Below are 24,967 nucleotides of genomic sequence, written 5' to 3' on the forward strand. Positions count from 1 at the left end.
TTATATGCGGTCATGCTTCGCCCTCTTCTAAAGTGAGATGCACCCGAATAACTCAATTTAATTGCCAGATACATTATTTAACCAGCTTTGACCTCGGCTGCTGCTGTTCCTAAACTTGTCAGTTCTGCACTTTCTAACAAAGGTTGTTTTGCTTCTACTTCTGCTTTATAGCGTTCGATATCTTGTTGTAACTCCTGAATTTGCTGCTCTTTTTCGCGAACTTGGCGGATTTCTTGGCGAGAGGCGAGGGTTCGCTGCATTCTCGACCACAAACTGAACAGCCACGCTAAAACAGCTCCCAATCCTGTCGCTACAATTAGTTCTACGCACAGCGGGGCTTTAACTTGGACGCCTTTAATAATTTGAACGGTGGTCGGCTCTGTATTTTCGATGCTGAACAATACTAGAGCCAAGCAAATCAGAAAGATGAAGAAGAAATTTAGCGATCGCATTTTCTCTGTTCCTAATTCTCAATTTGGGTCAAGCAAATTCTTTGCTATTTGTCAACTAACTATTTTTTAGTAGATGCTGGCTGTTTGTTTAATAATATCAAGTCTGGTCAATTAATCATTGTATCCGGCGACTCAATTGATAAAAAATCCGATCGCATCTTGATAATTCTCCCTTGGATGACCAAAAGTTCAGTCATCCAACTGCGACCTCCAACTGAGAAACATATTTAGGCTTGACCGATGTTTTGCTGTTTTTTACCGATTAAGAGGGCTGGCAATATTTGATATTTTACAGCAATGCCCGCCGCCACAAATAAGGCAATAATCAGCGCCCCAATTCCTACGGGACTTGGAATCCAGAATGTCGCCTCCAAATAGTTGACTTCTCCGGGTTTCAGCTTCCACACTAACTGCTTTCCCTGCTGATAGCTTTGGGGAACCAGCGCACCGGCGACAGTAGTTGAAATATTTTCGGCACCCCAAGGCGTGTTCAAGCTAAAGTCTAGCTCCAAAAGTCCCCCCGGATTCAGCAGAGGACTGCCGTTTGAGGAAACCAGAGCCAGAGAGCGCAAATCCAATTCCAAACTTAACCGATTTCGCAGCACCAATAACAAATTATTCTGCTTGACACTCAGGTGAGATTCAAACTTGGGCAAATCGGTTTCTAGGGGACTTGCGACGCGAGATTTGGCAGTTTGTGCGATCGGATTGTAAAATTGGTTGAACTTGTCTTCTAATTCGGCTCCATTATTGAATGGAATCGTCACTATAACTTCTCTCTCAGAAAGCCGTTTAGTTTTTCCGTCGAGCAATCTCGCCCGCTTCTCTACACTTTTCAACCAATCTCCAACTGTTTCGCTGCTGAAGCTTGTCAACCTTTCCCCCAGTTTAATGTGCTGCACCATTGCGCCGTGAGTTTGACTGTCAAAGTTGACTCCGACATCGTACTGAACGCATCCAGTCACTAAATTTAAAATGCAAAAAACCAAAGGTAAAAGAAAGAAAAAGTGCTTTTTCTTCTTCCCAGTTCCATCCTTGACATTTTGCTCTTTCATGGTACCTTTTTCCCTATTTTTTCCTATTTGCATGAATTAGCAAAGCCAGGTTTGTAGTGAGGACTTCAGTCCTTCTTGACTCAACTAAGATAAGAGGACTAAAGTCCTCACTACAAACCTATTTTATAGCAGTCGATTGGTGACAGAAACAGTTTTTTTGTAAAGCCAGGTTTGTAGTGAGGACTTCAGTCCTTCTTGACTCAACTAGGATAAGAGGACTAAAGTCCTCACTACAAACCTATTTTATAGCAGTCGATTGGTGACAGAAACAGTTTTTTTTGTGGCTGTGTCGGAGTCACCTGAAATTAACCGCACTGAACTTATTGCCTCGAAGCTACACCCAACTGTTGAAACAGCATACTCGGTAAATATGCTCCACCGCCTACCCATTCGGCTTCGCTGCTTAAATCTGCCAAATTTTTAAAGGCTTCAAAAATACTGCCTGCCACCATTGTATTCTTGACGCGACCGACAATTTTGCCTTTTTCTACTTTATAGCCTAAGTCCAAGTTGACAGAAAATTCGCCAGCTAACTGATTGGACTGACCGGCACCTAAAACTTGTTCTACTATGAGACCTTCATCCATGCTAGCAATCAAGTCTTGGGTGCTGGTGTTTCCTGGGGAAATGCAGAAGTTGGTCAAGTTTGGGCCCGGGCGAGACAATCCGCCACGAAAACCGTTGCCAGTCGATCGTACACCGGCGCGAGCAGCCCACCTGCGATCCCAATAAAATCCGGTGACAGTTCCTTTGTCAATTAAGACTTTGCGGGTGGTGGGGGTTCCTTCGTCGTCAAAGGGACAAGCAGATGGGCCCAAAGTGGGGTCTTCAAAAAAGGTGAAGCGTTCGTCAAATAAGGTTTCGCCGATTTTGTCGGCTAGGGGAGAGGCTTTTTGAACTACTGCTTGACCTGAAAGGATGGTATCAAAGAGGCCTCCGAGGGTGCTGGCGGCGGCTCTGGGGGTAAATAATACTGGGTAGGAACCGCTGGCGATGGTGGCTGAATGTTCGGCGAGGCGGTATTTTTCGAGGAGTGATTGCAGGATGCTGTTGGTGTCGATCGCCCGATCGCGCGCTACGTCGTAACTGTATGCTTGCATAAAGTCTTCTCCTACTACCAAATTGCCTGCGATCGTCCCGCTGACTATTTGGCTGCTTCTTTCGGCATACACGTCTTGCGTCGTGGCAATTTTCACGCGGCCGTGGCGGACGTGAAAGCCGACATCTACCATAATATCGGGATTGTAGGCGTGGACTTGCTCGATGAGGTTTTTGCCATTTTCGACTAATTCGGCTGTTGTGGGCGGAGTATAGGTGGTTTCCGGGCCTTTTAGGTGGAAGTCGGAAGCCAGTTCAAATTCTGCGGGGTCGCCGATTTCGGCGGTTTGAATGGCTGCATCGACTAAATCGTCTATCCGGGTTAAATCGGTGGAACTAGCAAAGCCGATTTTGCCATTGTAAATCAGCCGGAGTGCTACGCCTCGGAGGGCTTTGGTTTGGAGGGATTTGAGGCGATTGTTCTCAAATTCGATCGGCGTGTCTTGACTGGACAGATAGTATACTTCAGCGGCATCCGCTCGCTGACTTGCCAATTTCAAAATCTGCTCTATGGTTGAATCGCTCACAATAATCGCCTTTCTGGTTTGGTCTTTATTTTATTTTAGCGATTTTGGGTGTGGCCAGAAACCGGGTTTCTAAATCCCGCACGCCTAGTCGAAGAAACCGGGTTTCTACGAGATTTTACGCATCCTCACGAGATATTCGCGAGAAACCGGGTTTCTAAATCGCGCGCGCAAACTTACGATCGATCTCCAGCCATCTGCTGAACTCTAGCAATAATTTCGTTCACTGTCTCCACGTCGGGCGATCGCAAATGCTGTAAAATCTCCAAAGATTGCTGTAAATAATTGAAAGCTTGGTCAAAATATCCCTGCTTTGCTAACAACTGTCCAAGCATTGCGAAAGTAGCAGTTGTTCCTTGCAAAAACTTAGAAACCGGGTTTTTCGCGAATCTACCGGCTACAGCGAAGTATTGTCAGAAAATTCTGGTTTCTGGACATCCACGCGTCAAAACTTAGAAATTGGGTTTTTCGCGAATCTGTCGGCTACAGCGAAGTATTAGATAAAAACCAGGTTTCTCGATACCCGCGCGTCAAGCCGAAGTTCATTCCTCTATAATTGTAATTCGCACTGTTGAAAAACATAGTTAACCGCTGCAAACAGTCGCTCTAAGTCCTGAATTGTATAGAAAACTTTATTTTGAGTAAACATTTCTAATTTGAGCTTGCCAAATTGCCACATTGCCCCATTAGAAACAATCCCAAAGATAGTTTGTTCTGGTTCATTGTTCAGTCGCTGCACAGCGATCGTTGCTGCTAAACACTGCCCCCATCCTTCATCAAAGGCGCTCTCTTTCTTGGCTTCAACTAAGATGAAATAGGGCTTATCAAAAACTACTGTCCCAAGGCTGGAGCGCTTTGCCAATATATAATCTGGAATCCCTGACAAATTTTCATTGTAGACTAAGGTTTGGTGACTCCAGAGGAGGAAATTACTGCGATAAATTTTCCAAACTTCTTTCAAAACAGGATAAATGATATTTTCACAAATGGCGATTTCCGAGTTGTCAAATACTCCCTCATTGAAAATCAGTTCTAATTCATTCCGAAAAATGTCGCTGACTGCAAATTCTGTTTCGACAATGAAGTTATCCCGCAGGTAATTAATCTGGAATTCCTTGGCGACGGCGCTGATGCTTTTATAACTGCTAAAAGGCATTGCTTAACTTATCTGAATAACGTAAAACGTTTTTGTGTTAGCTCCCCAACCTCTTAAAGAAGTCGCGCAGCTCGCCTTCACAAATCAAATGATTAATAATTGATAAATAAGCCACCTAAAATCAAAACTATCGCAATTAACGCCACCCAGATAAACCTGTTATCTTTCGTATTAACTTGACTCAAATCTACAGGTTCGGCTACAACTGGCTTGGGTTTGGCGTACTTGATATCAGCGTTCGGATTGGCTTGAAAATTGATTGATTTATTCTCATCCAAAGCTGCTAAATCGGGAATTTTTACTGTCCATTCGTCAGGGATACTGAGTTTGGGGGCTTCGAGAATGAATAGCAGGCGCTTTGCTTGTTGGCGGGTTTCTTGGCGGGGATGGCGGGTGAGTTTGCGGCAAAGCTCGATCGCCCTTTCTGTGTCGCCAGAGGCTTCGTAGGCTGTCACCAGCCACATCTGCACCTCGCCACCTAGTCGGGAAGTGCGATCGACCAAACCTGTCGCTGTTTCTAAACTTTGGATAGCTTGACCGTAGCGGCCGCTCTCAAAAGCTACTCGACCAGCTTGGTACTCAGTTTCAACTATTTCTAACTTTTCTGAAGTCACCAGCGCCCACCCAATTGACAAATATTATTTTACCAAATTCCCCAAACCCTAGAATTCGCTGTTGTTTGACGACATACCGGACTCGTTGTCACGCTTGGAACCCAGTAAGTCTAACTGGTCTACTCTGATGACAGGCATCGATCGATTTGCTCCGGTGCTCCGATCTTGCCAGCGATCGAACTTCAAAGAGCCTGTTACCCCTATTTGAGCACCTTTGCGAACGTAGTCAGCAGCAATTTGGGCTGTTTTTCCCCAGATTTCGAGGGTAAACCAGTCTGGTTCGTCGGTCTTGGTCGATCGCCTCCTCACTGCTAGCGTCAACTTGCACTTAACTGTACCAGACTCAAAATACTTCACGTCCGGGTCGCCACCGACGCGGCCGACCAAAGTCACAACATTAAGACTCATAAATTTTTTCGGGAATGTGCTCGATTGGTGATGTAGTTAAAATCTCCCTGAACGGCGAGATCCTCCAAAATTAACTTGGAACAGCGCGAATCAGGGCTTCATCCTGATTTTACACCCACTTACCAGAACATATTTATTGTGGATGATTGGCGAGCCTGAATTCAACATATGCTCGACAATGTACATTTCTGACTAGACTCAGGATGAAAAACGTAATAGAATCCACCTCGGTTACACTTTTGTAACAACATTATTGCACACATTAGTATTTTAGTTTTGGGGGGGTACAAATCAGTGGGTCTTCTCAATCGATTTTCCTTATCTAGAGATATGGGTATCGACCTCGGTACTGCTAACACGCTCGTTTATGTATCCGGCAAAGGTATTGTTCTGCAAGAACCGTCCGTAGTGGCGATCGATCAAGACTTAAAAATACCGCTGGCGGTTGGAGAAGATGCTAAAAAAATGCTCGGGCGCACGCCTGGGAACGTCATAGCACTGCGCCCGCTGCGTGACGGGGTAATCGCCGACTTCGATACTGCCGAACTCATGCTCAAGACTTTTATCCGCAGGGTTCACGAAGGCAAAAGCTTAGTTTCGCCGCGGATCATTATTGGCATCCCCAGCGGTGTCACTGGAGTCGAGAGGCGGGCTGTCATTGAGGCGGCTACTCAAGCTGGTGCTAGAGAAGTACGGTTAATTGATGAACCTATCGCTGCGGCGATCGGGGCTGGACTGCCTGTGGCTGAGGCGACTGGCAATATGATTATAGATATCGGTGGGGGTACGACGGAAGTTGCGGTTTTGAGTTTGCAAGGTACGGTGATCAGTGAGTCAGTCCGGGTGGCGGGCGATGAACTCAATGAGGCGATCGTCCAATACATGAAAAAAGTTCACAATTTGGTGATCGGCGAACGTACTGCTGAAGAAATTAAAATTCAGGTTGGTTCAGCATATCCAACTCCACAGGATGACGACGTGATGATGGAAGTGCGTGGGTTGCACTTGCTCTCCGGTTTGCCACGAACTGTTACGATCAAAGGCCCAGAAATTCGCGAAAGTATGTCGGAACCTCTTTCAGTAATCGTGGAAGCCGTCAAGCGTACTTTGGAACGCACTCCCCCGGAATTAGCAGCAGATATTATTGACAGAGGAATTATGCTGGCCGGTGGTGGGGCGCTGATGAAAGGTTTAGATACTCTGATCAGTCACGAAACAGGAATTGTCACTCACGTGGCAGCAGATCCTCTGTGCTGCGTAGTTTTGGGAACCGGTAGGGTCTTGGAAAACAAACAGTTGGAACGGGTTTTCAGCGGGCAGTCGTCACGCAATATGTAGTTAACAAATTTGGGATTTTGGATTTAGAACTAGGGCTGCCATCTAAAATCTAAAATCCTGACATAACAATTTTAGATTAGTGAGATTATGCTAAAAAACACACTCCGCAGGTGGTGGGATCTGCGTCTACAAATTGCTCTTTTAGGTTTAGCTGTAACAGCCGCTTGGGGAGTTCGACAAACACAAGGTGCTGCACTATTTGAAGTTTACAATTGGGTGACTCGTCCGTTTCACGCCAACGGTTCTGGTCAAGAGCAGCTCATCTCGGCGCGCACTCAAGAATTGCAAGCACAGGTATTAGAATTAGAAACTCAAAATCAGAAGCTAAAAGAGCTTGTAGGTTACGTGTCTGCTAAGAAATCTAAAGGGATTGTCGCTCCTATTGTCGGCCGCAGTGCTGACCACTGGTGGCAGCAAGTAACTTTGGGGCGCGGCAGTAATGATGGTATCAAAACAGATTTTACTGTGATGGGCCCGGGCGGTTTAGTAGGTCGGGTTGTCAGCGTTACTCCTAATACTAGCTTGGTGCTGTTAGCTAGCGACCCTACAAGTAAATTGGGTGTGGGAATTACCCGCAGTCGCAACATGGGTTTTATGCACGGTAAAGGCGGAAATCAGGCTGTGATGGAGTTTTTTGATAATGTTCCCAATGTCAAGCCTGGGGATGTGGTTTCAACTTCTTCTTTCAGCCAGTTATTTCCTGCTGGTTTGCCGGTGGGAAAAGTGGTTTCGGTGGATCTGAATAAAACTCCGGCCCCGGAAGCTATTGTTGAGTTTTCTGCACCGATGAATTCTCTGGAATGGGGGGTAGTTTACCCCCACGATAAGCAAGCCGAACTCAAGGCTTCGCAGGGTGAATCTTCTGCACCGTCAGGGGGAGCAAAGCAGCAATGAAGCGTTTACCTCGGATGTCTTCGCGATTGCGCCAATTTCTCAACTTCGGCGTTACATTTGTTTCTGTGATGCTGTGCATATTGATATTGCCCACCCGGATGCCGGGAATGGAATTGTTGGGAATTAGCCCGAATTGGCTGTTAATTTGGTTGGTAGCTTGGAGTATTAAGCGGAAGCGTACAGTTTTGGGAGCTGCTAGCATGGGTATGGCTTTGGGGTTTCTTCAAGATGCGATGACTGCTCCTCATCCCACCCATGCTGTAAGTCTAGTTGTTGTCGGTGTCTTAACTGTTGTTTTGCAGAAAAGCTGGTCGATTCCGGCTGATATTGTTGAGAGAGATCCGATTCCGATCGCCTTAATTGTGTTTGGGATGGCGGTGGTGGCGGAAACGGTGATGGGCCTGCAATTTTTCGCTATGGGCGATCGGGCTTTACTGGACATTTGGAGTTATCACCAGCGTGTGGCTTTGTGTTCTGCTATTCTCAGCAGTCTTTGGGCTCCGGTGATTTATTTTCCCCTCAATCGCTTGTGGGAAATGACAAAGAAATTAGAAAAATCTTAGTCAGTTGACAGTTGACAGTTGACAGTTGACAGTTGACAGTTGACAGTTGACAGTTGACAGTTGGTAGGGGCGGTGCCCCCCGTTCCCGCCCCTGACAGGTGTAGGTTTTCCCCTGGCAAAACCCAGCAAATCTAGACAGTGCAAAGGTTTTGGGCTTTTGCCTCTTAAAATCTCAAACTCTTATGGGATAAGGCTTTTACCAAAAAACTACACCCGTCAGCGTGCCCGCCCTCTCTCTCTCTCAGTTGACAGTTGACAGTTAACAGTTGGCAGTTTTCATTAGACCTCTTGCAAAAATCGGAAAACACCCTGAAATTATCTGCGTTTATCTGTGTTTATCTGTCTGAAATCTGCGGTTGAAGGATCGATCGAAGACTTATGCAAGAGGTCTATTAGTTAGCTTAATTGGGGCTTACACACGGGTAGCGAGAAACCGGGTTTTTTACGAAAATACTTCTAATCAGCCCACTGATTCGGTAAAAAACCCGGTTTATAAAATTCGGAATGCGTCCAAGACTGTAGTCAGTCTACTATCACTTGTGGTGCTGAACCTAATAAGTGATGAACGGCAATAATCAAGTCGCTAAGAATGAAATTCGGCTGGTGCTTTTGCAGTTGATAGCGGCTGCGAATGCCGCAGGTAACGGCAATTGTAGGTATTCCCAATGCTTGTCCTGCGAGGATATCTGCTTCGGTATCTCCGATCATCCAAGCCGAGTTCAGGGATGACTCAAATTCTTCTGCAACTTCAGCCAACAATTCAGTTTTTAAGGCTGTATAGTTGTGATATGCAGCATCCGGCATCTGAGTGCCGCGAATGCTGGTAAACAATCTGGCTAAACCGTAATTTTGCAAGAGTTGAACGGCTTGATTTCTCGGCCGCAAGGTGACTAAAATCAGCCGCACGCCGCGAGAATGCAGAAGTGCGATCGCCCATTGTACTCCTGGCTGGATGCGATCTAAGTGCAACAAGTCTGGCTGATTGACAATCCGACTCACGCATCCGAGAAAAATGTGAATTTCTTCTCCCGACAAGCCGGAACTTTTGGCTATTTCAGCATCGGGCACTCGGTTTTGCTTCATTTGCCAAAACTGCTGTTTGCTGAGAATTTGGAGTTTGAGGTTGATTCCCTGGGCCGCGTAGGCTGCTTGGGTGTCGCTTAATCCCTGTTGATAGGTTGTGTAATAGCGATCGGACACATCGACAATAGGCCCGTCTAAATCGCAAAATACGGTCATCCGGGGGGACGAGTCAGCGTCTGATGGTAGCTTGTACTGAAGGTTTTCGGAGTCCGGTGTGACAGCAGTTAACATAAAAGGTTAAGTAAATCTGGGTAGCGATACATTTATTTACTTTAGCAAGAATTGTATAAGTTAGAATAGAAAGATTAAACTTAGATTATTAAGAAAACCTATTTAAATTCGGGATCCTCTTCGAGGGCTGCGCCAACGGGCGATCGGGCATGGAATGGGGCATTAATCTGCCTGCTGACTAATGACTAATGACTACTGACTAATGACTTCTTCATTCTTTTTGCATTTGTTGATGATAGCTGGAGACATTAAACTTTAGACTTAAGTTTTTAGCCATTTGTCCTCATATGCTCAAACACAGCGATTTTGCGCGGAACGTAGAAACCAATCGGGTTCAGGTGCTTTCAGAAGCACTGCCTTACATTCAACAGTTTGCCGGCCGCACGATTGTGGTCAAATACGGCGGCGCGGCAATGAAGGATGGCCGTCTCAAAGAAAAGGTAATCCGAGATATTGTGCTGCTATCCTGCGTGGGGATGCGTCCGGTGGTGGTTCACGGTGGAGGCCCGGAAATTAATATTTGGCTGGAAAAGCTGGGCATTGAGCCGCAATTTAAGGATGGTTTGAGGGTGACTGATGCCGCGACGATGGAAGTCGTGGAGATGGTTTTGGTGGGGAAGGTGAATAAGGAAATTGTTTCGTTAATTAACCAAGCTGGTGGCAAGGCAGTAGGGTTGTGCGGCATTGATGGCAATCTGATTCAAGCTCGTCCAGATGGCCGGGAGGGGATTGGGTTTGTGGGCGAAGTCAGCGGCGTAAAAATCCAGATTTTGGAGTCTTTGGTCAACAGCGGATATATTCCGGTGGTGTCGAGTGTGGCTGCGGACGAAAACGGTCAATCTTACAATATTAATGCTGACACGGTGGCTGGAGAGATTGCGGCTGGTTTGGGAGCAGAAAAGTTAATTCTGATGACTGATACTGCGGGAATTTTGGAGGATTATCACAACCCAGACAGTTTGATTGTGAAGTTAGATATTCAAGAGGCCCGACAGTTAATTGAGTCTGGGATTGTTTCTGGGGGGATGATTCCGAAGGTTAATTGTTGCGTGCGGAGTTTAGCTCAGGGCGTTAAGGCTGCTCATATTATTGATGGTCGCCTGGAACACGCTTTGCTGCAAGAAATTTTCAGCGATTCGGGTATTGGGTCGATGATTGTTGCTTCGGGATACGGTGGGACGAAGTAAAATGTATTGAAGGGCGATCGCACTTTCGGACAATAAGTGCGATCGTCCTTTTTTCAAAACTGTAGCAACCAATAGTCAAATCGCATAAAAGGTGAGTAATTGACTTGCTATACTTAAGGCATCATGCTAGTTTGTAAGTCAGATGAACACGATCGCGATCGCCCTTTCAGATGAACGCCTACTAAAATTACAACAAGTCGCGAACAACTTAAATGTCTCGATAGAAGAGTTAGTTTTAATAGGCATAGAAAACTTACTCGCACAGGAAGAAGTTTCTTCACAAAATACCGCTCAAAATATTCTCAACAAAAATGCTGAAATCTCCCCTGAGATAGTTGAGAAATTTTATGCACTAGCCTCGGATTGGGAGGAAGATGTTGCTGGACTGTCTTCAACTGCCCAAATGTCTCAGCATCCTGCCTATCAGGAAATTATTAGTATGGGAACTCAAATCCTACCGCTGTTGCTATCAGAATTGAAAAAAAATCCTGTTTACTGGTTGTCGGCTTTGGGTGCAATTACGGGTGAAAATCCGATTAAACCAGAACAAAGGGGAAGGATAAAACAGATGGCTTCAGCTTGGATAGAGTGGGGTAGAAATCAAGGCTACGCGATTGAATAGAATGTATAGAATACCAGAATTTGAATTTAAGTGGCCGAATTTGTCTGGCACGGATTATCAAGTTACCAGTCCGAAATCTCAAGAATATAACTGCTTTGCATGGGCTGCTGGGGAAGACGATCGTTGGTGGCAACCGATACCTGAAGAGCAATTTTATTGGCCTGACGGTGTGCCGCAAGAGGAGACTCTAGAAGCGTATATTCAGGCTTATCAAACGCTGGGATATGAAATTTGTAAAGGCGATGGATTAGAAATTGGATATCAGAAAATAGCGATATATGTTAATTCGATCGGTATTCCAACTCATGCAGCTAGACAATTAGCGAATGGTAAGTGGACGAGTAAGCTTGGCTGGTTAGAAGATATTGAACATGAACTCGATGGATTGGTTGGCGACAGGTACGGAATTATCGGTCAAATTCTCAAACGTGCGGTAAATTAGGAAAGGGCGATCGTGATAAAATACTAAAATAAGCTTAACAATAAAAAAGTAAAAGTTAAGTTATGTTAAAATATCCTCAACAAGACCGCTTTTCCACCATACCGCACAGGAATCAGTGCCATGTCCATTTCTCAACCTGAAAAGCCACAGTATTTAAAACCGATTAATCCCCCCGATCTTCAAATGCGGGCGATCGCCTACAGTTTAGATACTTTAATTCCAGGGCTCTACATTTGGCTGGGTGTGATCAGAATTCGGATTGGGGGTAGCGAGCCCGAAGAAAGCTATCCGGGGACTATTCATAGTCCAATTGGCATTGCTTTAGTATTCCCTGGCTACCGCATCTACAGCACTTATCAAGGTAGCTATGACTCTACGGATAACTATTTATGGTAAAGCGGAGTTAGGATGGTACCAAGAGATGGTCAAATAATTAAACATGATCGATGATGAATTACGACAACAAATTTCAGAAATAGCTAGTAAATTTAAGCTGTTTGAATGTAATACTTGCGCTTTAAGCATCCAAGAGTTTTTAATTCAAAGGGGTATTTCTGGAAAAAAAGTCAAAATTTACACTGGCAGTGCTAAGGGGAAATATGGTAATATTACCATGATGACCTCAGACAAAATATTGCTACGAATGGAAGGCATGAAGCGATTGCAGTTCAAATTAATGGGGAGGAATTAATTTTTGATAATATCCACAATCAAGGAATTTCTAAACAAGAGTGGTTGGGAAATTTTTATTGTTTGGCGATCGAGCTGGGCGGTCAATTTGAAATTGCGGAAATTGAATTTTAGCTGAAAGGAGATGAAACAATGTTAGATTTGTATGATTTGCTAGGAAAAATCAAGCAAAGATCGTCTTTATACTTGGGGAAGCGATCGCTTAGTCATCTTCATGTTTTTTTGGACGGTTATACCTTTGCCCGCCGTCAACTTGGTATTCCTATAACAGAACAAGAAACAAAGTTTGAAGAGTTTCAAGAATGGATAGAGAATCGATTTAACCAAGCAGACACTCAATCTTGGAGTCGGATTATTCTTTTTTATTCTGAGGATGAATCAGATGCTCTGAAGCGCTTTTTTGATTTATTTGAAGAATTCTTGAATAGTGAACAGTTACCAAAAGATGATGCAACAAATAATTGCGAAATGTCTGATGAGTTGAGTGTTGTAGGTGTAAATGGTTGAGTCGGATATTGAGAGGGATGGGAAAGGGCGATCGCACTTTCGGACAATAAGGGCGATCGAGCTTTGACGAGTTTTTATAGATGCCGACTTGCCTGACTTAGACAAGCTAAATTCGCTTCTTTTAAGTTATGTTAAAGTGTAATCAACAAAAACGAGTTTTAGGGTAAGTTATAATCAAGATCGATGTGTCCGGTTAATCTCCCATGACTACACAATCTGCTTCGCGTTATGTCGCACGTCACCCTGAAATCTTACAAGGGGAACCAATAATTGCAGGAACGAGAACTTCTGTTCGTGCGATCGTGGAATTGTGGCGTTTGGGTATTACTCCTGAAGAAATCCCGATGCACTTACCTCATCTGAAATTAGCTCAAATTTTTGACGCACTGAGCTTTTATTTGGATAACCAGGAAGAAATAAATACTTATATTGAGCGCAATCGAATTCCCGAAGAATTGATTCATCCTGCTGTGAAAGCTGCCATGAAAAAACCGTGAAACTATTTGCAACTATTCATACAGATGAAGATGTTTCTAGGCTGGTAGCGACTTTGCTGCGGGCTAGGGGTTTTGATGTGACGACAACGAGCGAACAGGGAATGTTGAGTCAATTGGATAATCAACAATTGGCTTATGCTGCATCTGTCGATCGATGTTTGCTCACTCACAATCGTGTGGATTTTGAGCGATTACACCTAGAATATATGACAGAAGGATGGGAACATTCTGGAATTATTGTGACTCCTCAAAAGAACGCCTATGAGATTGTCCAACGGGTTGCTATTCTATTAAATACGTTGACGGCTGATGAAATCGCCAATCAGCTTTTATATGTGTAAATTGAGCGTCTATTGAAAAATGAGCGATCGCCCTTTGGGATTCGGCATGGGAAAGGCGATCGCACTTTCGGACAATAAGGGCGATCGCACAGCGACAAAGCATATACCTTACAATAAAAATTGAAAATAATTAGGGGGTGAGCAGGAGTTATAATGAAACTACCCAATGGCGATCGGGCTGAAGTTTCTCTGCAAAAGCTAGTCGGCTACTGCTTAAATCCAGAGCATTCTCGCGGAAAGCACAAAGCCAGAGTCTTTGCATCGGTTTTGGGAATCACGGCTAATAATGCAGAAGTTTTGCAAGAGCTTATTCAAAAAGCAGCCATTGAAGGTGAAGTTGTCCAAGAAAATACTACTGATTTTGGGCAACAGTTTAAAGTTGATTGGACTGTACCCGATACAGCGGGGATTGAGCTTCGGACAATCTGGGAAATTACTCTGACTAATTCTAACCCTCGTTTGATTTCAGCTTTTTTAAACCATGATAAAAAACTTTAGACTTTTGGATTCTGTGGCGATTCTCAAGCCGGTTTCAAATACGCGATTAACGCTAGTGGAACCGGAATACGAATCTGTTTCTAGTTTGCCAGTAGGACTTGTGGGAACTATTGTCGAAGTGTATGATACGGTTCGGGAATGTCAGTATTTAGTGGAGTTTGCTGATAGTCAAGGGATTGAATATGCTATGGCTATTTTGAAGGCAGATGAAATTTTAGTTCTGCAATATGAACTTGCAGTTGCTTAGGAATGTGAGGGGAATAGAAGTTCGATAAGGGCGATCGCACTTTGACGAGTCTTCATAGATGCCGACAAACTGAGTGACGCAAGCTAAAGATTCATCTTTAGGGTCATTCACTCCCGTGTATCTGTCGCCCATTGATGGAGTTTCAGTGCTACACTAAAATTACAGCATTGTTCGGTGGCAATTGCGTCATACCCTACTTGCACGAGGAAAATACATGGTAACTACGCTCGAAATTGACAAAACTCTTCTTCAAGAAGCCCTTGATTTGAGTAACCATCCAACACCTACTACATTAATCGAAGCGGCTTTACGCGAGTACATCCAACGTCGCAAACAATTAAAAATATTAGAATTGTTTGGTACTATTGAATACGATGAAAATTATAACTACAAGGAACAGCGACAAACAACATGAATGTTCTTGTTGATAGTTCCGTTTGGTCGCTGGCATTGCGGCGCAACACAACAAATGATGCGATCGCGATCGTTAAAGTCTTACAAGATTTGATTGGAGATGGACGAGTTGTTTTACTGGGGGCTATTCGTCAGGAGGTGCTTTCTGGGGTACGCTACAAGGAACAGTTTACAAGGGTTGCAAGAGTATCTTCGTGCTTTTCCTGATTTAGAGCTAACAACTGAAGATTATGAGTTAGCCGCAGAGTTTTTCAATACCTGTCGCAGTAATGGTGTTCAGGGTTCAAATACTGATTTTCTGCTATGTGCTGTTGCTCATCGTCGCGGCTACAGCATTTTGACTACTGATAAAGATTTTGAGAATTTCCGATCGCACATTCCTGTCGTATTACTATGAGGGTGATTTCTCAGTTTATATCTTAACTTAAAGATGCCGATCGCACTTTCGGAAAATAAAGGCGATCGCACTTTGGGATTCGACATGGGAAAGGCGATCGCCCTTTTGGTTATTTGGGGGAAAAGGGCGATCGCTTGGAAAAAAGAGGCTATTGGAATGAAAATATTCCAGAGAGCTATCAATCTAGGTCATAATTCATAGTAAAATTGATGGTGCTTTCTCCCGTTCCTAAAGGAGTACGCACAGAACGGGGAAATAGGAACTCGAAACTAGACACTCCATTGCCAAAATTGATGTAATTACTACCAGTTCGACCCATAATAAGCACACTCTCTTGCCAATTGCCACCGTTTACCCTATACCGAAATGGCATAGGGCCAGTGTAGCCAGCAGTCTGCTCTGGATTGACATAGAAACCACCAATCTGTTTATCTGAGTTATAGGGGCCAAACTTGCATTCAAAGCTAAATTCAGCTCTGGGAATGAAACAAGACCCTCTTCTTTCTGGGCCAGCCCAGTTGTTTGCTAAAGCAGCAAGAGGTACTGACATTAGAGTTGCCAGAATGGAAAATGTAGCTCCTAAAATCGTAAGTTTTGCAGTGTTTTTGGACATTTTTAGACTCTCATTAGATGTGGTTGACACGGACTTTGATGGATTTGCAAGGGAGAGGAATAGGAGCGATCGCGCTTTTTGAATAAAGGGCGATCGTATTTCTCACTAATCCTAAAACAGAGGCTTGACTTTTGAACTATTTACTTGCCTAGGCTATGCAGATAAAGTCAGATTGTAATTAGTGTTACTGTCTACTGAACCTTGTTCGACAAGAACAAAGTAATTACCGATACCTAAGTTACGACTGATGGATTCCGAGGAAGTACCGCTGTTAGTGCTATTAGTGATGGTGGATTCATTTGAATCAATCACACCATTATTGTTAGAGTCTTGATACAAACGAATGTCTGCATCCGCACCTAAACCATTCAAGCTGAGTGTAAACGTTCTGGGACTGTTAAGGCTAAAGCGATAGTAATCTTTAGGATCATTCCTGCCTACAAATTCATTAAAGGTGCGAGTCCCACTCAGAACGCCAAGGTTTGCTGTTTCGCTCGTTTCGTTAACAAGTTTAAGGGTATAATCAGTGTTATTACCAGAGCCACCTTGTTCGACAAGAACAAAGTAATTACCGATACCTAAGTTACGACTGATGGATTCCGAGGAAGTACCGCTGTTAGTGCTATTAGTGACGGATTCATTTGAATCAATCACACCATTATTGTTAGAGTCTTGATACAAACGAATGTCTGCATCCGCACCTAAACCGTCTAAGTACAAGCTTAAATTAATAGGACTAGCCACATCGAAACGATAATAATCTTTCGGATCTGTATTGCCCACAAATTCATTAAAAGTACGAGTGCCACTCAGTCCCCCAATGTTGAGAGCATCGCCAGGAGAATTGCCAGGATCTCTTGTATTTGTCGGTGGTGGTGCTGTTGGCGATGACGTATCTGAAATAAAATCAATACTTGAAAGTTCGGAAGGTGAAACACTATTTAGTATTACTAAACGCTCACCAGTGCTAGCAATACTGATGACAGTCTGATTAGCACCACTTCCTTGAATTTGCAGGTTATTAAATGTTAGACCTCTTGGCAGTTGTATTGAATCATCAGCGTCATTGTAATCAGTGAGAATGTCTGGGCCTTCCCCGTTTTCTACGAGAACAAATACGTCAAATCCTGTCCCACCTGTTAGGGTGTCAACACCCCGATCGCCAGATAGAGTATCATTTCCATCATCGCCAAAAAGCTGATCGTTGCCTCTTCCGCCAAACAAAATGTCGTTTCCATCTTCCCCTCTGATGATATCTTGATCGAAATCACCTCGCAGGAAATCGTTACCTATACCACCAAGAATCAAGTCATCATTTTTGCCGCCGGAGATATTATCATCACCTTGGTTGCCATTAAGCAGATCCATACCACTGCCCCCAAACAAGGCATCATTACCACCGAGACCAGTAATCGTATCATTACCACCAATTCCAAAAATATTATCCGCACTTTCACTACCCAACAAAGCTTGAGCAAAATCATTGCCAAAAAAGTCTGCCATTTTCACTCCTCATGTTGATAGAAGACAAGTAAATAAAAGAAATAAACTTGTCTTGTGTTTCTTTTGATTAAGTAAAGAATTTGTGTGGCAGCCGATCGCCCGCTCAGTCAAGACTCCGAGTAGGTATACTCAAAAGCAAGACCGTCGATGATCGCCCTAATGCACCCTAAGCCCCGACGAACCGCAACAGTAGCGGTACTTCTCAAGCTCTATTTATCTATCAGGCTCAGTCCCCAAGTTTTATGCAAAATACTGGTTTTTTGTTACAAAACTTTATCCAGCGCCGTCTGACGTTCGCAGATAGTAGCTTTGAGGTTCGTTGCAGCGATCGCGCCCATTGTTGAATCTGAGTATTCCTACTCGGCGTCTCACCGCTTCAACAAACTCAACTATGCCTGATGTATATAACAATACAGTAAGTAAAGCTAGCATACAACTAACAAACGTTAGCAATTTCGGTTATGCTAGCGTTAGCTAAATATCATAAAATCTGAAAATGGCACAAAAAGAAGACTTATTTGCCGAAGCAGCCCAAAACTGGGACTTAGAAAGGCTTTACGAAGCTTTCGCAGAAGCTAAACGGCAAATCTCTCCCCGATCGCGCCGGGGACTCACAGAAACCGAAAAACTCTACCTCCGAGGACTACTTTCCGGTTGCAGTCCCGCCGAAATAGCTAAAAAAATGTTTCAGACTCCCAAAAGTGCAGAGGTTTATCTGTGTAAGACTTTATACCAATATGTTAAAAAACTCGCAGATTTACCGAACGAACCAGTGGGAAATTGGAGAAATGTTTGCGATCGGCTACAGGAAGCAGGATTTAAAACTCTGTCTTCTGCTGAATTTAAAATGAATAATTCTTTGCCAACAGAAGCATTGGTAAAAATAGTTAATATAGGTTTTAAAGAAAGTACAGTATCAATAGATATCAACATTCGACTAGAATTCCCTTCAACTTCAGAAACTCCAAAAAAAGAAGACTTAGATAAAAACGGTTAGATGTGCGATCGCCCAACCCAAACAAATCCCACAAATCAACCCTCTCTTCTCTTAGTCCGCGGAGGCGGACATCGTTTGTATAGCCGCGGTTTCAACCGCCAAGGCTTCCTCAATCTACGCGCGGTTTCAACCGTCGAGGCTTCCTTGATATACGCGCGGTTTCAACCGCCGAGGCTTCCTTGATCTACTATCCAAAACATCAAGAATCGCCCGATCGCACTTGCTCAAAATCTTCAGCATCCGCCGGCAAACCAGAACCCTCGCCATTCCTCAACCGTGGCGATTCGCCATTACCCGCACCCGCAGCGTAACCCCCAGAATACCTGTCATCCAAACCCGAATCCCTCAGCGAAATCGCACTTCTTTGACTCTGCGACAATCTATCTGTCGATCGGCGATTTGTCCCAGAAATCGGCGGCTTCCGAGTTAAAGTTTTCCAAGCAGCCTTAATCCCCGTCACCACGCTGCGAGTTGTCACCTGCACATTTTGCGCCTGCTTCTTCGCGCTACCAATACTGCGATCGACCTGCTTGACAACCTCCCCCGCACTTTGCACCCCATCGCTGACATCATCCGTCAACTCGCTAATTTCCAGCCCCGTCAACCGAATCGCCTCCAAAGTCGGCGGAAACTCGCGCGAAAGCGTGTCAGCGAGCTTTTCCACGCTGCGCGCCGCCCGCGTCAATGCTTGCACCGCAGGTATCAGAGTCACTAAAACAGCAGTTAAGCTAACCGCCACTAGCAAAATCGAAAGTCCTAGCCAAAATAAGGGATCGCTCACTTGAATCTCGGATTTGGGGTTTGGGAATTCATAGGCTGCTGTGGATTTAATTTTACAGTCAATGTGTCATGAAATTCTTGTGGGATGGGCATCTTGCCCGTCCCGAAGGCTGAATATTCTTGTGGGATGGGCATCTTGCCCGTCCCAAACAGCAATGAATAATGGCTGAAAGTGGTCGAGTTAGCGGGCGGGAGGGCGCGACGGGGGAGTCACTTCGACTTCAGTTTCCGACAGCGTTTGACGTTCGCGCTGAGTCGCTTCTAAACCCGCGGCGATCGCCTCCTTGAGTCTAACCAAAGTTTCGTCCCAATTTCGCAGTGCAGTTTCCGAAAGTCGATCGGCTTGCAATTGGACGCTAGTCGATAAATCCTCCGCCAACTCCGGCAAAGCATCGGCCGATTTTTTCAATATCTGCCGCGTCTCCTTGCCCGTTCGCGGTGCCATCAGCAAGCCCGTCACGGCCCCGATCGCCGAACCCACCAACAGACCGCCAATAAATAATCCCGAACGTTTACTTGACATTTTTATAACTTCTCTCCATACAACTTTAGGATACCTTACCTCAAAGGTCGTGAAGCGAAGCTATCCCGTAGGGAATCGCGCCTGAGCCAAAGCATCCGCCCCAAACCCAGCAATCCCAAAAGTTGCTGAACCTGTTGCAGTTGCGATTCCAGTTGTTGATAATCGCGCCGTAATTGGTGAGCACCTTGCTGCCTTTTAGCCAAGAAATTCGGCGATTTTGCGAGGACATTGCTGCTACAGCGCTCGATTGCTGCGATCCGAACTTCAAAACGTGCGATCGTCCGTCTGATTTTCCACACTCTCGCAGCTATATAAAAACCGATCACAGATATCATTAAATTGATAATTACAACAGCCGTCAGCATTTCTTACCTATTTTCAATTATTAACATATTCCGCTGTTTGTGGCGAAATTATAGCCCTATGTTGTAGCGACACAGCAGTGTTCATTAGTGTCAAATCAAGTCTGAAGCCTGAGAAATCTCGCTTTTATCTGAGGCAAGATCCCCCTAAATCCCCCTTAATAAGGGGGACTTTGATAACTTCCTGTCCCCCCCTTCTTAAGGGGGGCTAGGGGGGATCAGGCCTTAATCGTCAGACAGCAAATCTGCACTACGTCTTATCTTAAATTGACACCAACGAACATGATTGTGTCCCCATCAATCGGGATAAAACCTCAAGCCTGAGACATCGCCGGCAAACAAACCTTAGTACCGCCCAAACCGCAATAACCGTTCGGGTTTTTAGCAAGATACTGCTGGTGATAGCTTTCCGCGTAATAAAACTCAGGAGCATCAATAATTTCAGTCGTAATCTTACCGTAACCAGCAGGCGTCAAAGCTGTCTGGTAAGCATCCCGCGAAGCCTCAGCTAGCTGCTTTTGGCTGGCTGAATACGTGTAAATGCCCGATCGATATTGAGTACCCGAATCATTACCCTGCCGCATTCCCTGAGTCGGATTGTGGCTTTCCCAAAAAACCTTTAGCAGCGTTTCGTAACTAATTACTTTCGGATCGAACACAACCAAAACAACTTCATTATGTCCCGTCATCCCGCTGCAAACTTCATTGTAAGTAGGATTCGGAGTAATCCCCGCAGCGTAGCCAACCGCAGTCGAAAAAACACCTTTTTCCTGCCAAAATTTGCGTTCCGCGCCCCAAAAACAGCCCAGGCCAAACATGGCAGTTTCCATGCCGTTTGGAAACGGAGGCTTGAGGGGATTGCCATTAACAAAGTGAGTTGCCGGTACCGGCATCAACTCTGCCCGCCCCGGCAATGCGTCTTGGGGAGACGGCAGACTCGACTTTTTGCCAAATCCAAATAGCGCCATAAGTTTGTGAGGAGATCTCTGATAAACGTCTTTACCTTACTTAATAATATCAGATTTTTGCGGAAAATAGTCGGCCTTTTGAAGATAGACGATAAAAGGCACGAGGCAGAATTGTTTTTCGGAGTTTTTTTGTGATACCGCTCACTATAAATGAATTTTTCAATCACACTACATAGTGCTATCTGTCACCACAAAATGCCTGAAATATCACCTGTTGTTGAGGCAACAATCACCCGGATATTCTGCAAAACAGGCGATCATTAAAAGTATGGCGTTGTAGAATTATTCAATAAAATTTATTTGGAGTGTGTAGAAATGGCAGCTAAACCTTGCAATAAGCCTTTAAAATCTAATCCGTTTATTACTTACCGCGATCCGATTACAGGCAAGTGGATTGTGATCTATCATGATTTCTCGAAATTAGCAGAACAACCACAGCTAGCACTGGCTTGAGATTTTTTATTGATTTTATCTTAAAATCAAGAATGTTTGGCAACTTGTTGGGTGGCTCAGCTTAGAGGTTTTCGATGATTCAGCAAATCAAATTATACCAATTTGCCAAATTAATGCAAGAGTATATGTAGGGTGTGGATCCCTCGACAATCTCTAAAAAAGAGTAAAAATCGGTGGGGCGACGCACCTTACACATTAGGTGAACTAAACAACCCTCCGTTTCACTCCGGCCAACAATTTTATAGTTGCCACATTTTTTATAAATGGTATTATATCATATAGCGGTTCTCAGAAAGATGAGGTACGTTGTTGGGCTTTAGCCCTCTTAGTCTAAGTGGTTATACGATCTGCCAGTTATACCTCATCTTTTTGAGAAAGGCTATATCACTCAATTATCCTTAGTAAATTTTTTTGTAGTGAGAAATTGAGTTCTCTTGAAATTATGCGGACTGAAGTCTCACTACGAACCTATTTGATTTTTTTTATTCGAGAGCTGACGCACCCTAATTTTCAACATGGCTCATCTCTTTTCGCAATTCCAAATACCGATAGAGATATTCCGAAATTATTCCGTGCAAAAACAAGTCGCGCGCTGCATTAAACGGACTGTTTGGTGCTAGCGGATGGCGGTTGACAATTACATGATTCCAGTCGTGATTTCCGGTAATCTGGCTCACGTACACTCCGAAGTTTTCATCTAATTGAAGCGACATTACCGCTCGCGCAAATTCGTCGCTAGTCAAACAGAGAGAATAAAATACTTTAAACAATTCGATCGCAGATTCTAAATCCAAAATCCTCAGCCACCTCGGCCTTTCAAAATCTATTGCAACTGTTACAGGTTGAATGCTATCATAATTAATTCCGCGTTTTTGGACAAGCTGCAACCAGTTGGGATTTGTCAGTATGGCCTGGTTGTAATCCCAGACAAAGTTATACAAAATTAAGTCGTGTTCGAGAAAGGCATTCTCAGCTAAATCGCTAACTGTGCGCGGATAAAGTTTTGACTTTTCAATCTGGGTGTCCGGGCCGTTATCAATTAAGAAGTTGATAATGTTGGAACCGATGCTGATGTGCCGCACAATTAAATAACAAGCTTCGGGCGAGACAAAGTTATTTAGGAAAAATGCAGCCGATTTGTGCATTAAAGTGTAAGCGCGAAATTGAAAGGGCAACAAACGCTTTGCGATCATAATTACCGCTAGCAACAAGTTAGCAATTATTTTGATCGGGATGAGCAAATAATTGCGAGTCCAGTTTTGCAAATCCCGCATCATATATGCTTTTGCAACTAAATCGACGGGAATTGACCGATCGCAAAACAGGACATCCCAAACATTCGGATCTCGGCGGTTGTACGGTTTGGTAGCGTAAGGGACTTTCTGCTCGTCGGGAAGAGTTTTGATATCTTGTTTTTGCAGCTTTTGCATTAGCGGATTTCCTCCAATTGCAATAGATATAAACGAGCAGTGACGCGGGCGGTTTTGACAATACGACGGGCGATGTCCTCTGTCATCCATTCGGCATTAATCAAATTTTCTAATTTGGCTAAATGCGACTCGTCATTAGCTCCGTGATAAGCTAAAAACGATACTTGTTCGTCTTGCAAACCGAGAGTTTCTTTGATTTGTTTTGCCCACTTTCCCGCCAACCGATTTCCCAATCCTTCGATGATAAACATACTGCCAATTAAATCAACCGGATTTTCCCGCGATGCTTGGTGGAAGATAAAAGCTGACAGTGCTTCGCTGCCAATATTCTTATCATATTCCACAATTTTTGACAACTCGCCGCCGACAGAAACATAATTCCGTTCTAACATTTGATAGTCGCGGTGTTCGTCTTGGGCGTGGCCGATAAAAGTCGATCGCAAACGAAAGTCAGTCATGTTAGATGCAGCCCGAGCAATCCAGCGAGCTCCCTCCACAACTTGCGGGCGGAGATTGCACAGCAAAGCTTGATAGTCTTCTATTGTAAACTCTCCCCGGTACAATTTGCGGACAATGGGAACGGAACGAATTTCGCGATCGAATCTCAGCCAAATCCAGGCTAACTCCCGCAACAAATAAGCTTGCGGAGAGTAAAGCATTTCCGGTTTAACACTTTCGAGAGGGGAAGCTTCGGGAAAATCAGCAGATTTAGACATTTGAGAAATCATAGGTTTATTGGTGCTTTCCACAGCAGTTAACATCATGTATGCCGTAGTAAAGCGACCGCTTTCCGGAACAAAACAAAATATTTTTTGTCCGGGCTTTAATTTGTCCGAATTGAACAATTCCTCTAACATTAAATAAATCGAGGCGCAGCCTGTATTTCCCCGCGAGTACAAGTTAGTAAACCATTTTTCTTCGGGAATCATGCAGCCTGCTTGTTCCAAAAGTTCGACAATTTGTCCCCGGAAAAAGTGAGAGGAATAGTGGCACAGCAGCCAGTCAATTTCCTGCGGACAAACTCTCCCTGATTTAATCAAGCCCAGCCAACCTTCAACGCCTAATTTCATTACATTGTCTAGCAAGCGAATATTTTGCCGCAAGTCAAAGGCTCCGGCTGTGGCTGCATCGAGGTAGGATGAATAATCTAACCAGCTTTTGGTTGATGTTTCGTTTGCTAATCCTGAATACATACAAACTGGATAGGCGTTGGCGTGGGAAATCAATTCAATCCATTCTATTTTTAAGCTAATTCCTGAGGCATTCGGATGGTTTTGGAGCAAAAATGCTCCGGCGCCGTCGGATAGCATCCAACGCAGAAATTCTGTATCGAAAGGTAGGGGTTTTCCGGCTTGGACTGATGTTTCTACTTCAAATTTGCTGTTTTTGAACAGGCGCGAGGGAAATTCGGAGGCTACAGCGATGGCTGTTTGTTTTTTGCCGAGTTCGAGTTGAGATGCGACGTAATTTAAGGCGGTAATTCCGGCGCAGCAAACTCCTTGAGTTGAAACTATTTCTAGGGGAGATAGTTCGGAAAGTTCCCCATGTACTGTGCTGGCAAATCCTGGTACTAATAAGTCTGGTAAAGTGGTGGCGCAGGCTAATAAGTCGATCGCCCCTGGTTCCAAATTTGCCTGGGCGATCGCATCCCGGACAGCAAACGCTGCCATTTGGCTGTTAGAATAGAGTGTTTGCTGCTGTTTGTCGATCGCGTAATAGCGCAGTTTAATCCCGTTACTGTTGAGAATGCGCTGTCTGACTCTCGAAGGGCGATCGGCAATTTTGCCTAGATACTCCTCCATCTCATCATTATTAATCGCTTCTCCCGGCAAAAATTTCCCAATCCGATTGATATAAGCGCTGTGCATACCCTAAACCTCTCAAAATACTAATTTAGTCGAGTTCGTTGTTTGTTAAGTAAGTAAGTAAGTAAGTGAGTGTAAATCAATTTAACCAGAAAGAATTGGTTGAAAGCCCGCCCGATCGGGAGAAATTAAAATCAGACTATTCATTACTCCAATCCTCGGACTTAAGGGTAGAGGCCGCTCTCAAACTGTCAACTGTCAACTGTCAACTGTCA

The 24,967-nt window shown here is 44.4% G+C and carries 36 protein-coding genes and 1 pseudogene; 19 read left to right on the forward strand and 18 right to left on the reverse strand.

Annotated elements, in window-relative coordinates; translation table 11 throughout:
* Positions 1 to 77: 77 nt before the first annotated feature.
* Complete coding sequence (locus tag JGK16_RS17990; protein WP_293153976.1) at positions 78 to 452, reverse strand: LapA family protein; 375 nt, start codon at positions 450 to 452, stop codon at positions 78 to 80.
* Positions 453 to 500: 48 nt separating this feature from the next.
* Between JGK16_RS17990 and JGK16_RS17995 the strand changes: the two genes are divergently transcribed.
* Positions 501 to 683, forward strand: coding sequence for a hypothetical protein (locus tag JGK16_RS17995; protein ID WP_293203314.1), 183 nt, complete (start codon positions 501 to 503; stop codon positions 681 to 683).
* Here JGK16_RS17995 and JGK16_RS18000 read toward each other — a convergent pair.
* The 6 genes from JGK16_RS18000 to JGK16_RS18025 form a co-directional block, all read right to left on the reverse strand.
* Positions 680 to 1,507, reverse strand: a complete 828-nt coding sequence (locus JGK16_RS18000) for a DUF3153 domain-containing protein (RefSeq protein WP_293191640.1) — start codon at positions 1,505 to 1,507, stop codon at positions 680 to 682. The genes JGK16_RS17995 and JGK16_RS18000 overlap by 4 nt on opposite strands.
* A 320-nt stretch (positions 1,508 to 1,827) precedes the next feature.
* Complete coding sequence (locus tag JGK16_RS18005) at positions 1,828 to 3,132, reverse strand: metallopeptidase TldD-related protein (RefSeq protein WP_293191642.1); 1,305 nt, start codon at positions 3,130 to 3,132, stop codon at positions 1,828 to 1,830.
* A gap of 173 nt (positions 3,133 to 3,305) precedes the next feature.
* Positions 3,306 to 3,464, reverse strand: coding sequence for a hypothetical protein (locus JGK16_RS18010; RefSeq protein WP_293181830.1), 159 nt, complete (start codon positions 3,462 to 3,464; stop codon positions 3,306 to 3,308).
* Between the two features lie 215 nt (positions 3,465 to 3,679).
* On the reverse strand, positions 3,680 to 4,285 hold the full coding sequence (locus JGK16_RS18015; protein WP_293181832.1) for a hypothetical protein: 606 nt from the start codon (positions 4,283 to 4,285) through the stop codon (positions 3,680 to 3,682).
* A 92-nt stretch (positions 4,286 to 4,377) separates the two neighbouring features.
* Positions 4,378 to 4,899 (reverse strand): tetratricopeptide repeat protein, encoded by a 522-nt coding sequence (locus tag JGK16_RS18020; protein ID WP_293181957.1) that lies wholly within the window; start codon positions 4,897 to 4,899, stop codon positions 4,378 to 4,380.
* Positions 4,900 to 4,947: 48 nt separating this feature from the next.
* Positions 4,948 to 5,307: a single-stranded DNA-binding protein gene (locus JGK16_RS18025; RefSeq protein ID WP_293181834.1), complete on the reverse strand. Its 360-nt coding sequence runs from the start codon at positions 5,305 to 5,307 to the stop codon at positions 4,948 to 4,950.
* Positions 5,308 to 5,637: 330 nt separating this feature from the next.
* Between JGK16_RS18025 and JGK16_RS18030 the strand changes: the two genes are divergently transcribed.
* The 3 genes from JGK16_RS18030 (at position 5,638) to mreD (ending at position 8,102) form a co-directional block, all read left to right on the forward strand.
* Positions 5,638 to 6,645: a rod shape-determining protein gene (locus JGK16_RS18030; RefSeq protein WP_293181959.1), complete on the forward strand. Its 1,008-nt coding sequence runs from the start codon at positions 5,638 to 5,640 to the stop codon at positions 6,643 to 6,645.
* Positions 6,646 to 6,732: 87 nt separating this feature from the next.
* A complete protein-coding gene (gene mreC / locus JGK16_RS18035; RefSeq protein ID WP_293181836.1) occupies positions 6,733 to 7,539 on the forward strand; it encodes a rod shape-determining protein MreC in 807 nt (268 codons plus the stop codon).
* A complete protein-coding gene (gene mreD, locus JGK16_RS18040; protein ID WP_293181838.1) occupies positions 7,536 to 8,102 on the forward strand; it encodes a rod shape-determining protein MreD in 567 nt (188 codons plus the stop codon). Before mreC ends, mreD begins: the two co-directional genes overlap by 4 nt.
* 522 nt (positions 8,103 to 8,624) lie before the next feature.
* Here mreD and JGK16_RS18045 read toward each other — a convergent pair.
* A complete protein-coding gene (locus JGK16_RS18045; protein ID WP_293181840.1) occupies positions 8,625 to 9,416 on the reverse strand; it encodes an HAD family hydrolase in 792 nt (263 codons plus the stop codon).
* A gap of 287 nt (positions 9,417 to 9,703) precedes the next feature.
* Here JGK16_RS18045 and argB point away from each other — a divergent pair, with 287 nt between their 5' ends.
* The 10 genes and pseudogenes from argB to JGK16_RS18095 all read left to right on the forward strand — a co-directional run bounded on the left by argB (position 9,704) and on the right by JGK16_RS18095 (position 14,447).
* Positions 9,704 to 10,603, forward strand: a complete 900-nt coding sequence (gene argB, locus JGK16_RS18050; RefSeq protein WP_293181842.1) for an acetylglutamate kinase — start codon at positions 9,704 to 9,706, stop codon at positions 10,601 to 10,603.
* Between the two features lie 142 nt (positions 10,604 to 10,745).
* Complete coding sequence (locus JGK16_RS18055; RefSeq protein ID WP_293181844.1) at positions 10,746 to 11,225, forward strand: hypothetical protein; 480 nt, start codon at positions 10,746 to 10,748, stop codon at positions 11,223 to 11,225.
* 1 nt (position 11,226) lies between these two features.
* On the forward strand, positions 11,227 to 11,667 hold the full coding sequence (locus tag JGK16_RS18060) for a hypothetical protein (protein WP_293181846.1): 441 nt from the start codon (positions 11,227 to 11,229) through the stop codon (positions 11,665 to 11,667).
* Between the two features lie 120 nt (positions 11,668 to 11,787).
* Positions 11,788 to 12,063: a hypothetical protein gene (locus JGK16_RS18065; protein WP_293191644.1), complete on the forward strand. Its 276-nt coding sequence runs from the start codon at positions 11,788 to 11,790 to the stop codon at positions 12,061 to 12,063.
* A gap of 43 nt (positions 12,064 to 12,106) precedes the next feature.
* Positions 12,107 to 12,471: pseudogene (locus JGK16_RS18070) on the forward strand (papain fold toxin domain-containing protein).
* Positions 12,472 to 12,489: 18 nt separating this feature from the next.
* Positions 12,490 to 12,864, forward strand: a complete 375-nt coding sequence (locus JGK16_RS18075; RefSeq protein WP_293191646.1) for a hypothetical protein — start codon at positions 12,490 to 12,492, stop codon at positions 12,862 to 12,864.
* Between the two features lie 203 nt (positions 12,865 to 13,067).
* Complete coding sequence (locus tag JGK16_RS18080; RefSeq protein ID WP_096828231.1) at positions 13,068 to 13,361, forward strand: DUF433 domain-containing protein; 294 nt, start codon at positions 13,068 to 13,070, stop codon at positions 13,359 to 13,361.
* Positions 13,358 to 13,702: a DUF5615 family PIN-like protein gene (locus tag JGK16_RS18085; protein WP_293191651.1), complete on the forward strand. Its 345-nt coding sequence runs from the start codon at positions 13,358 to 13,360 to the stop codon at positions 13,700 to 13,702. The genes JGK16_RS18080 and JGK16_RS18085 overlap by 4 nt, the downstream gene beginning before the upstream one ends.
* A gap of 153 nt (positions 13,703 to 13,855) precedes the next feature.
* Positions 13,856 to 14,200, forward strand: a complete 345-nt coding sequence (locus tag JGK16_RS18090; protein WP_293181858.1) for a DUF6883 domain-containing protein — start codon at positions 13,856 to 13,858, stop codon at positions 14,198 to 14,200.
* Positions 14,184 to 14,447, forward strand: coding sequence for a DUF4926 domain-containing protein (locus tag JGK16_RS18095; RefSeq protein WP_293181861.1), 264 nt, complete (start codon positions 14,184 to 14,186; stop codon positions 14,445 to 14,447). Before JGK16_RS18090 ends, JGK16_RS18095 begins: the two co-directional genes overlap by 17 nt.
* Here JGK16_RS18095 and JGK16_RS18100 read toward each other — a convergent pair.
* Positions 14,415 to 14,579, reverse strand: coding sequence for a hypothetical protein (locus JGK16_RS18100; RefSeq protein ID WP_293181863.1), 165 nt, complete (start codon positions 14,577 to 14,579; stop codon positions 14,415 to 14,417). The genes JGK16_RS18095 and JGK16_RS18100 overlap by 33 nt on opposite strands.
* Before the next feature lie 82 nt (positions 14,580 to 14,661).
* Here JGK16_RS18100 and JGK16_RS18105 point away from each other — a divergent pair, with 82 nt between their 5' ends.
* The 3 genes from JGK16_RS18105 to JGK16_RS32770 are packed head-to-tail and all read left to right on the forward strand — an operon-like array spanning position 14,662 to position 15,258.
* Complete coding sequence (locus JGK16_RS18105; RefSeq protein WP_293181865.1) at positions 14,662 to 14,862, forward strand: type II toxin-antitoxin system VapB family antitoxin; 201 nt, start codon at positions 14,662 to 14,664, stop codon at positions 14,860 to 14,862.
* Entirely contained in the window at positions 14,859 to 15,068 is a 210-nt protein-coding gene (locus tag JGK16_RS18110) for a hypothetical protein (protein WP_293191653.1), read from the forward strand. The genes JGK16_RS18105 and JGK16_RS18110 overlap by 4 nt, the downstream gene beginning before the upstream one ends.
* Positions 15,040 to 15,258 (forward strand): PIN domain-containing protein, encoded by a 219-nt coding sequence (locus JGK16_RS32770; protein WP_325315378.1) that lies wholly within the window; start codon positions 15,040 to 15,042, stop codon positions 15,256 to 15,258. Before JGK16_RS18110 ends, JGK16_RS32770 begins: the two co-directional genes overlap by 29 nt.
* On the opposite strand, the gene JGK16_RS18115 is transcribed toward JGK16_RS32770, so the two are convergent.
* The 3 genes from JGK16_RS18115 to JGK16_RS18125 form a co-directional block, all read right to left on the reverse strand.
* A complete protein-coding gene (locus JGK16_RS18115; RefSeq protein ID WP_293191655.1) occupies positions 15,189 to 15,440 on the reverse strand; it encodes a hypothetical protein in 252 nt (83 codons plus the stop codon). The two genes, JGK16_RS32770 and JGK16_RS18115, sit on opposite strands and share 70 nt — an antisense overlap.
* Positions 15,437 to 15,871, reverse strand: a complete 435-nt coding sequence (locus JGK16_RS18120) for a hypothetical protein (protein WP_293191657.1) — start codon at positions 15,869 to 15,871, stop codon at positions 15,437 to 15,439. Before JGK16_RS18120 ends, JGK16_RS18115 begins: the two co-directional genes overlap by 4 nt.
* Before the next feature lie 153 nt (positions 15,872 to 16,024).
* A complete protein-coding gene (locus JGK16_RS18125; RefSeq protein ID WP_293191660.1) occupies positions 16,025 to 17,374 on the reverse strand; it encodes a pre-peptidase C-terminal domain-containing protein in 1,350 nt (449 codons plus the stop codon).
* A gap of 496 nt (positions 17,375 to 17,870) precedes the next feature.
* On the opposite strand from JGK16_RS18125, the gene JGK16_RS18130 reads away from it, so the two are divergent.
* Entirely contained in the window at positions 17,871 to 18,371 is a 501-nt protein-coding gene (locus JGK16_RS18130; RefSeq protein ID WP_293191663.1) for a DNA-binding response regulator, read from the forward strand.
* A gap of 199 nt (positions 18,372 to 18,570) precedes the next feature.
* Here the strand turns inward: JGK16_RS18130 and JGK16_RS18135 are convergent, their stop codons facing one another.
* The 4 genes from JGK16_RS18135 to msrA all read right to left on the reverse strand — a co-directional run bounded on the left by JGK16_RS18135 (position 18,571) and on the right by msrA (position 21,004).
* Entirely contained in the window at positions 18,571 to 19,152 is a 582-nt protein-coding gene (locus tag JGK16_RS18135) for a DUF948 domain-containing protein (RefSeq protein ID WP_293191665.1), read from the reverse strand.
* Between the two features lie 180 nt (positions 19,153 to 19,332).
* Complete coding sequence (locus JGK16_RS18140; protein WP_293191667.1) at positions 19,333 to 19,674, reverse strand: YtxH domain-containing protein; 342 nt, start codon at positions 19,672 to 19,674, stop codon at positions 19,333 to 19,335.
* Between the two features lie 35 nt (positions 19,675 to 19,709).
* A complete protein-coding gene (locus JGK16_RS18145; RefSeq protein ID WP_293191669.1) occupies positions 19,710 to 20,039 on the reverse strand; it encodes a hypothetical protein in 330 nt (109 codons plus the stop codon).
* A gap of 311 nt (positions 20,040 to 20,350) precedes the next feature.
* Entirely contained in the window at positions 20,351 to 21,004 is a 654-nt protein-coding gene (gene msrA / locus JGK16_RS18150) for a peptide-methionine (S)-S-oxide reductase MsrA (RefSeq protein WP_293191671.1), read from the reverse strand.
* Positions 21,005 to 21,319: 315 nt separating this feature from the next.
* Between msrA and JGK16_RS18155 the strand changes: the two genes are divergently transcribed.
* A complete protein-coding gene (locus JGK16_RS18155) occupies positions 21,320 to 21,457 on the forward strand; it encodes a hypothetical protein (RefSeq protein WP_293153881.1) in 138 nt (45 codons plus the stop codon).
* 503 nt (positions 21,458 to 21,960) lie between these two features.
* On the opposite strand, the gene JGK16_RS18160 is transcribed toward JGK16_RS18155, so the two are convergent.
* Together JGK16_RS18160 and JGK16_RS18165 are read right to left on the reverse strand one after the other, a co-directional pair.
* On the reverse strand, positions 21,961 to 22,887 hold the full coding sequence (locus tag JGK16_RS18160; RefSeq protein ID WP_293191673.1) for a hypothetical protein: 927 nt from the start codon (positions 22,885 to 22,887) through the stop codon (positions 21,961 to 21,963).
* Positions 22,887 to 24,755: a 3-oxoacyl-[acyl-carrier-protein] synthase III C-terminal domain-containing protein gene (locus tag JGK16_RS18165; protein ID WP_293191675.1), complete on the reverse strand. Its 1,869-nt coding sequence runs from the start codon at positions 24,753 to 24,755 to the stop codon at positions 22,887 to 22,889. Before JGK16_RS18165 ends, JGK16_RS18160 begins: the two co-directional genes overlap by 1 nt.
* Positions 24,756 to 24,967: the final 212 nt, after the last annotated feature.

The organism is Microcoleus sp. PH2017_09_SFU_O_A (genome assembly GCF_020738625.1).
In the GTDB taxonomy this organism is placed as follows: domain Bacteria; phylum Cyanobacteriota; class Cyanobacteriia; order Cyanobacteriales; family Microcoleaceae; genus Microcoleus.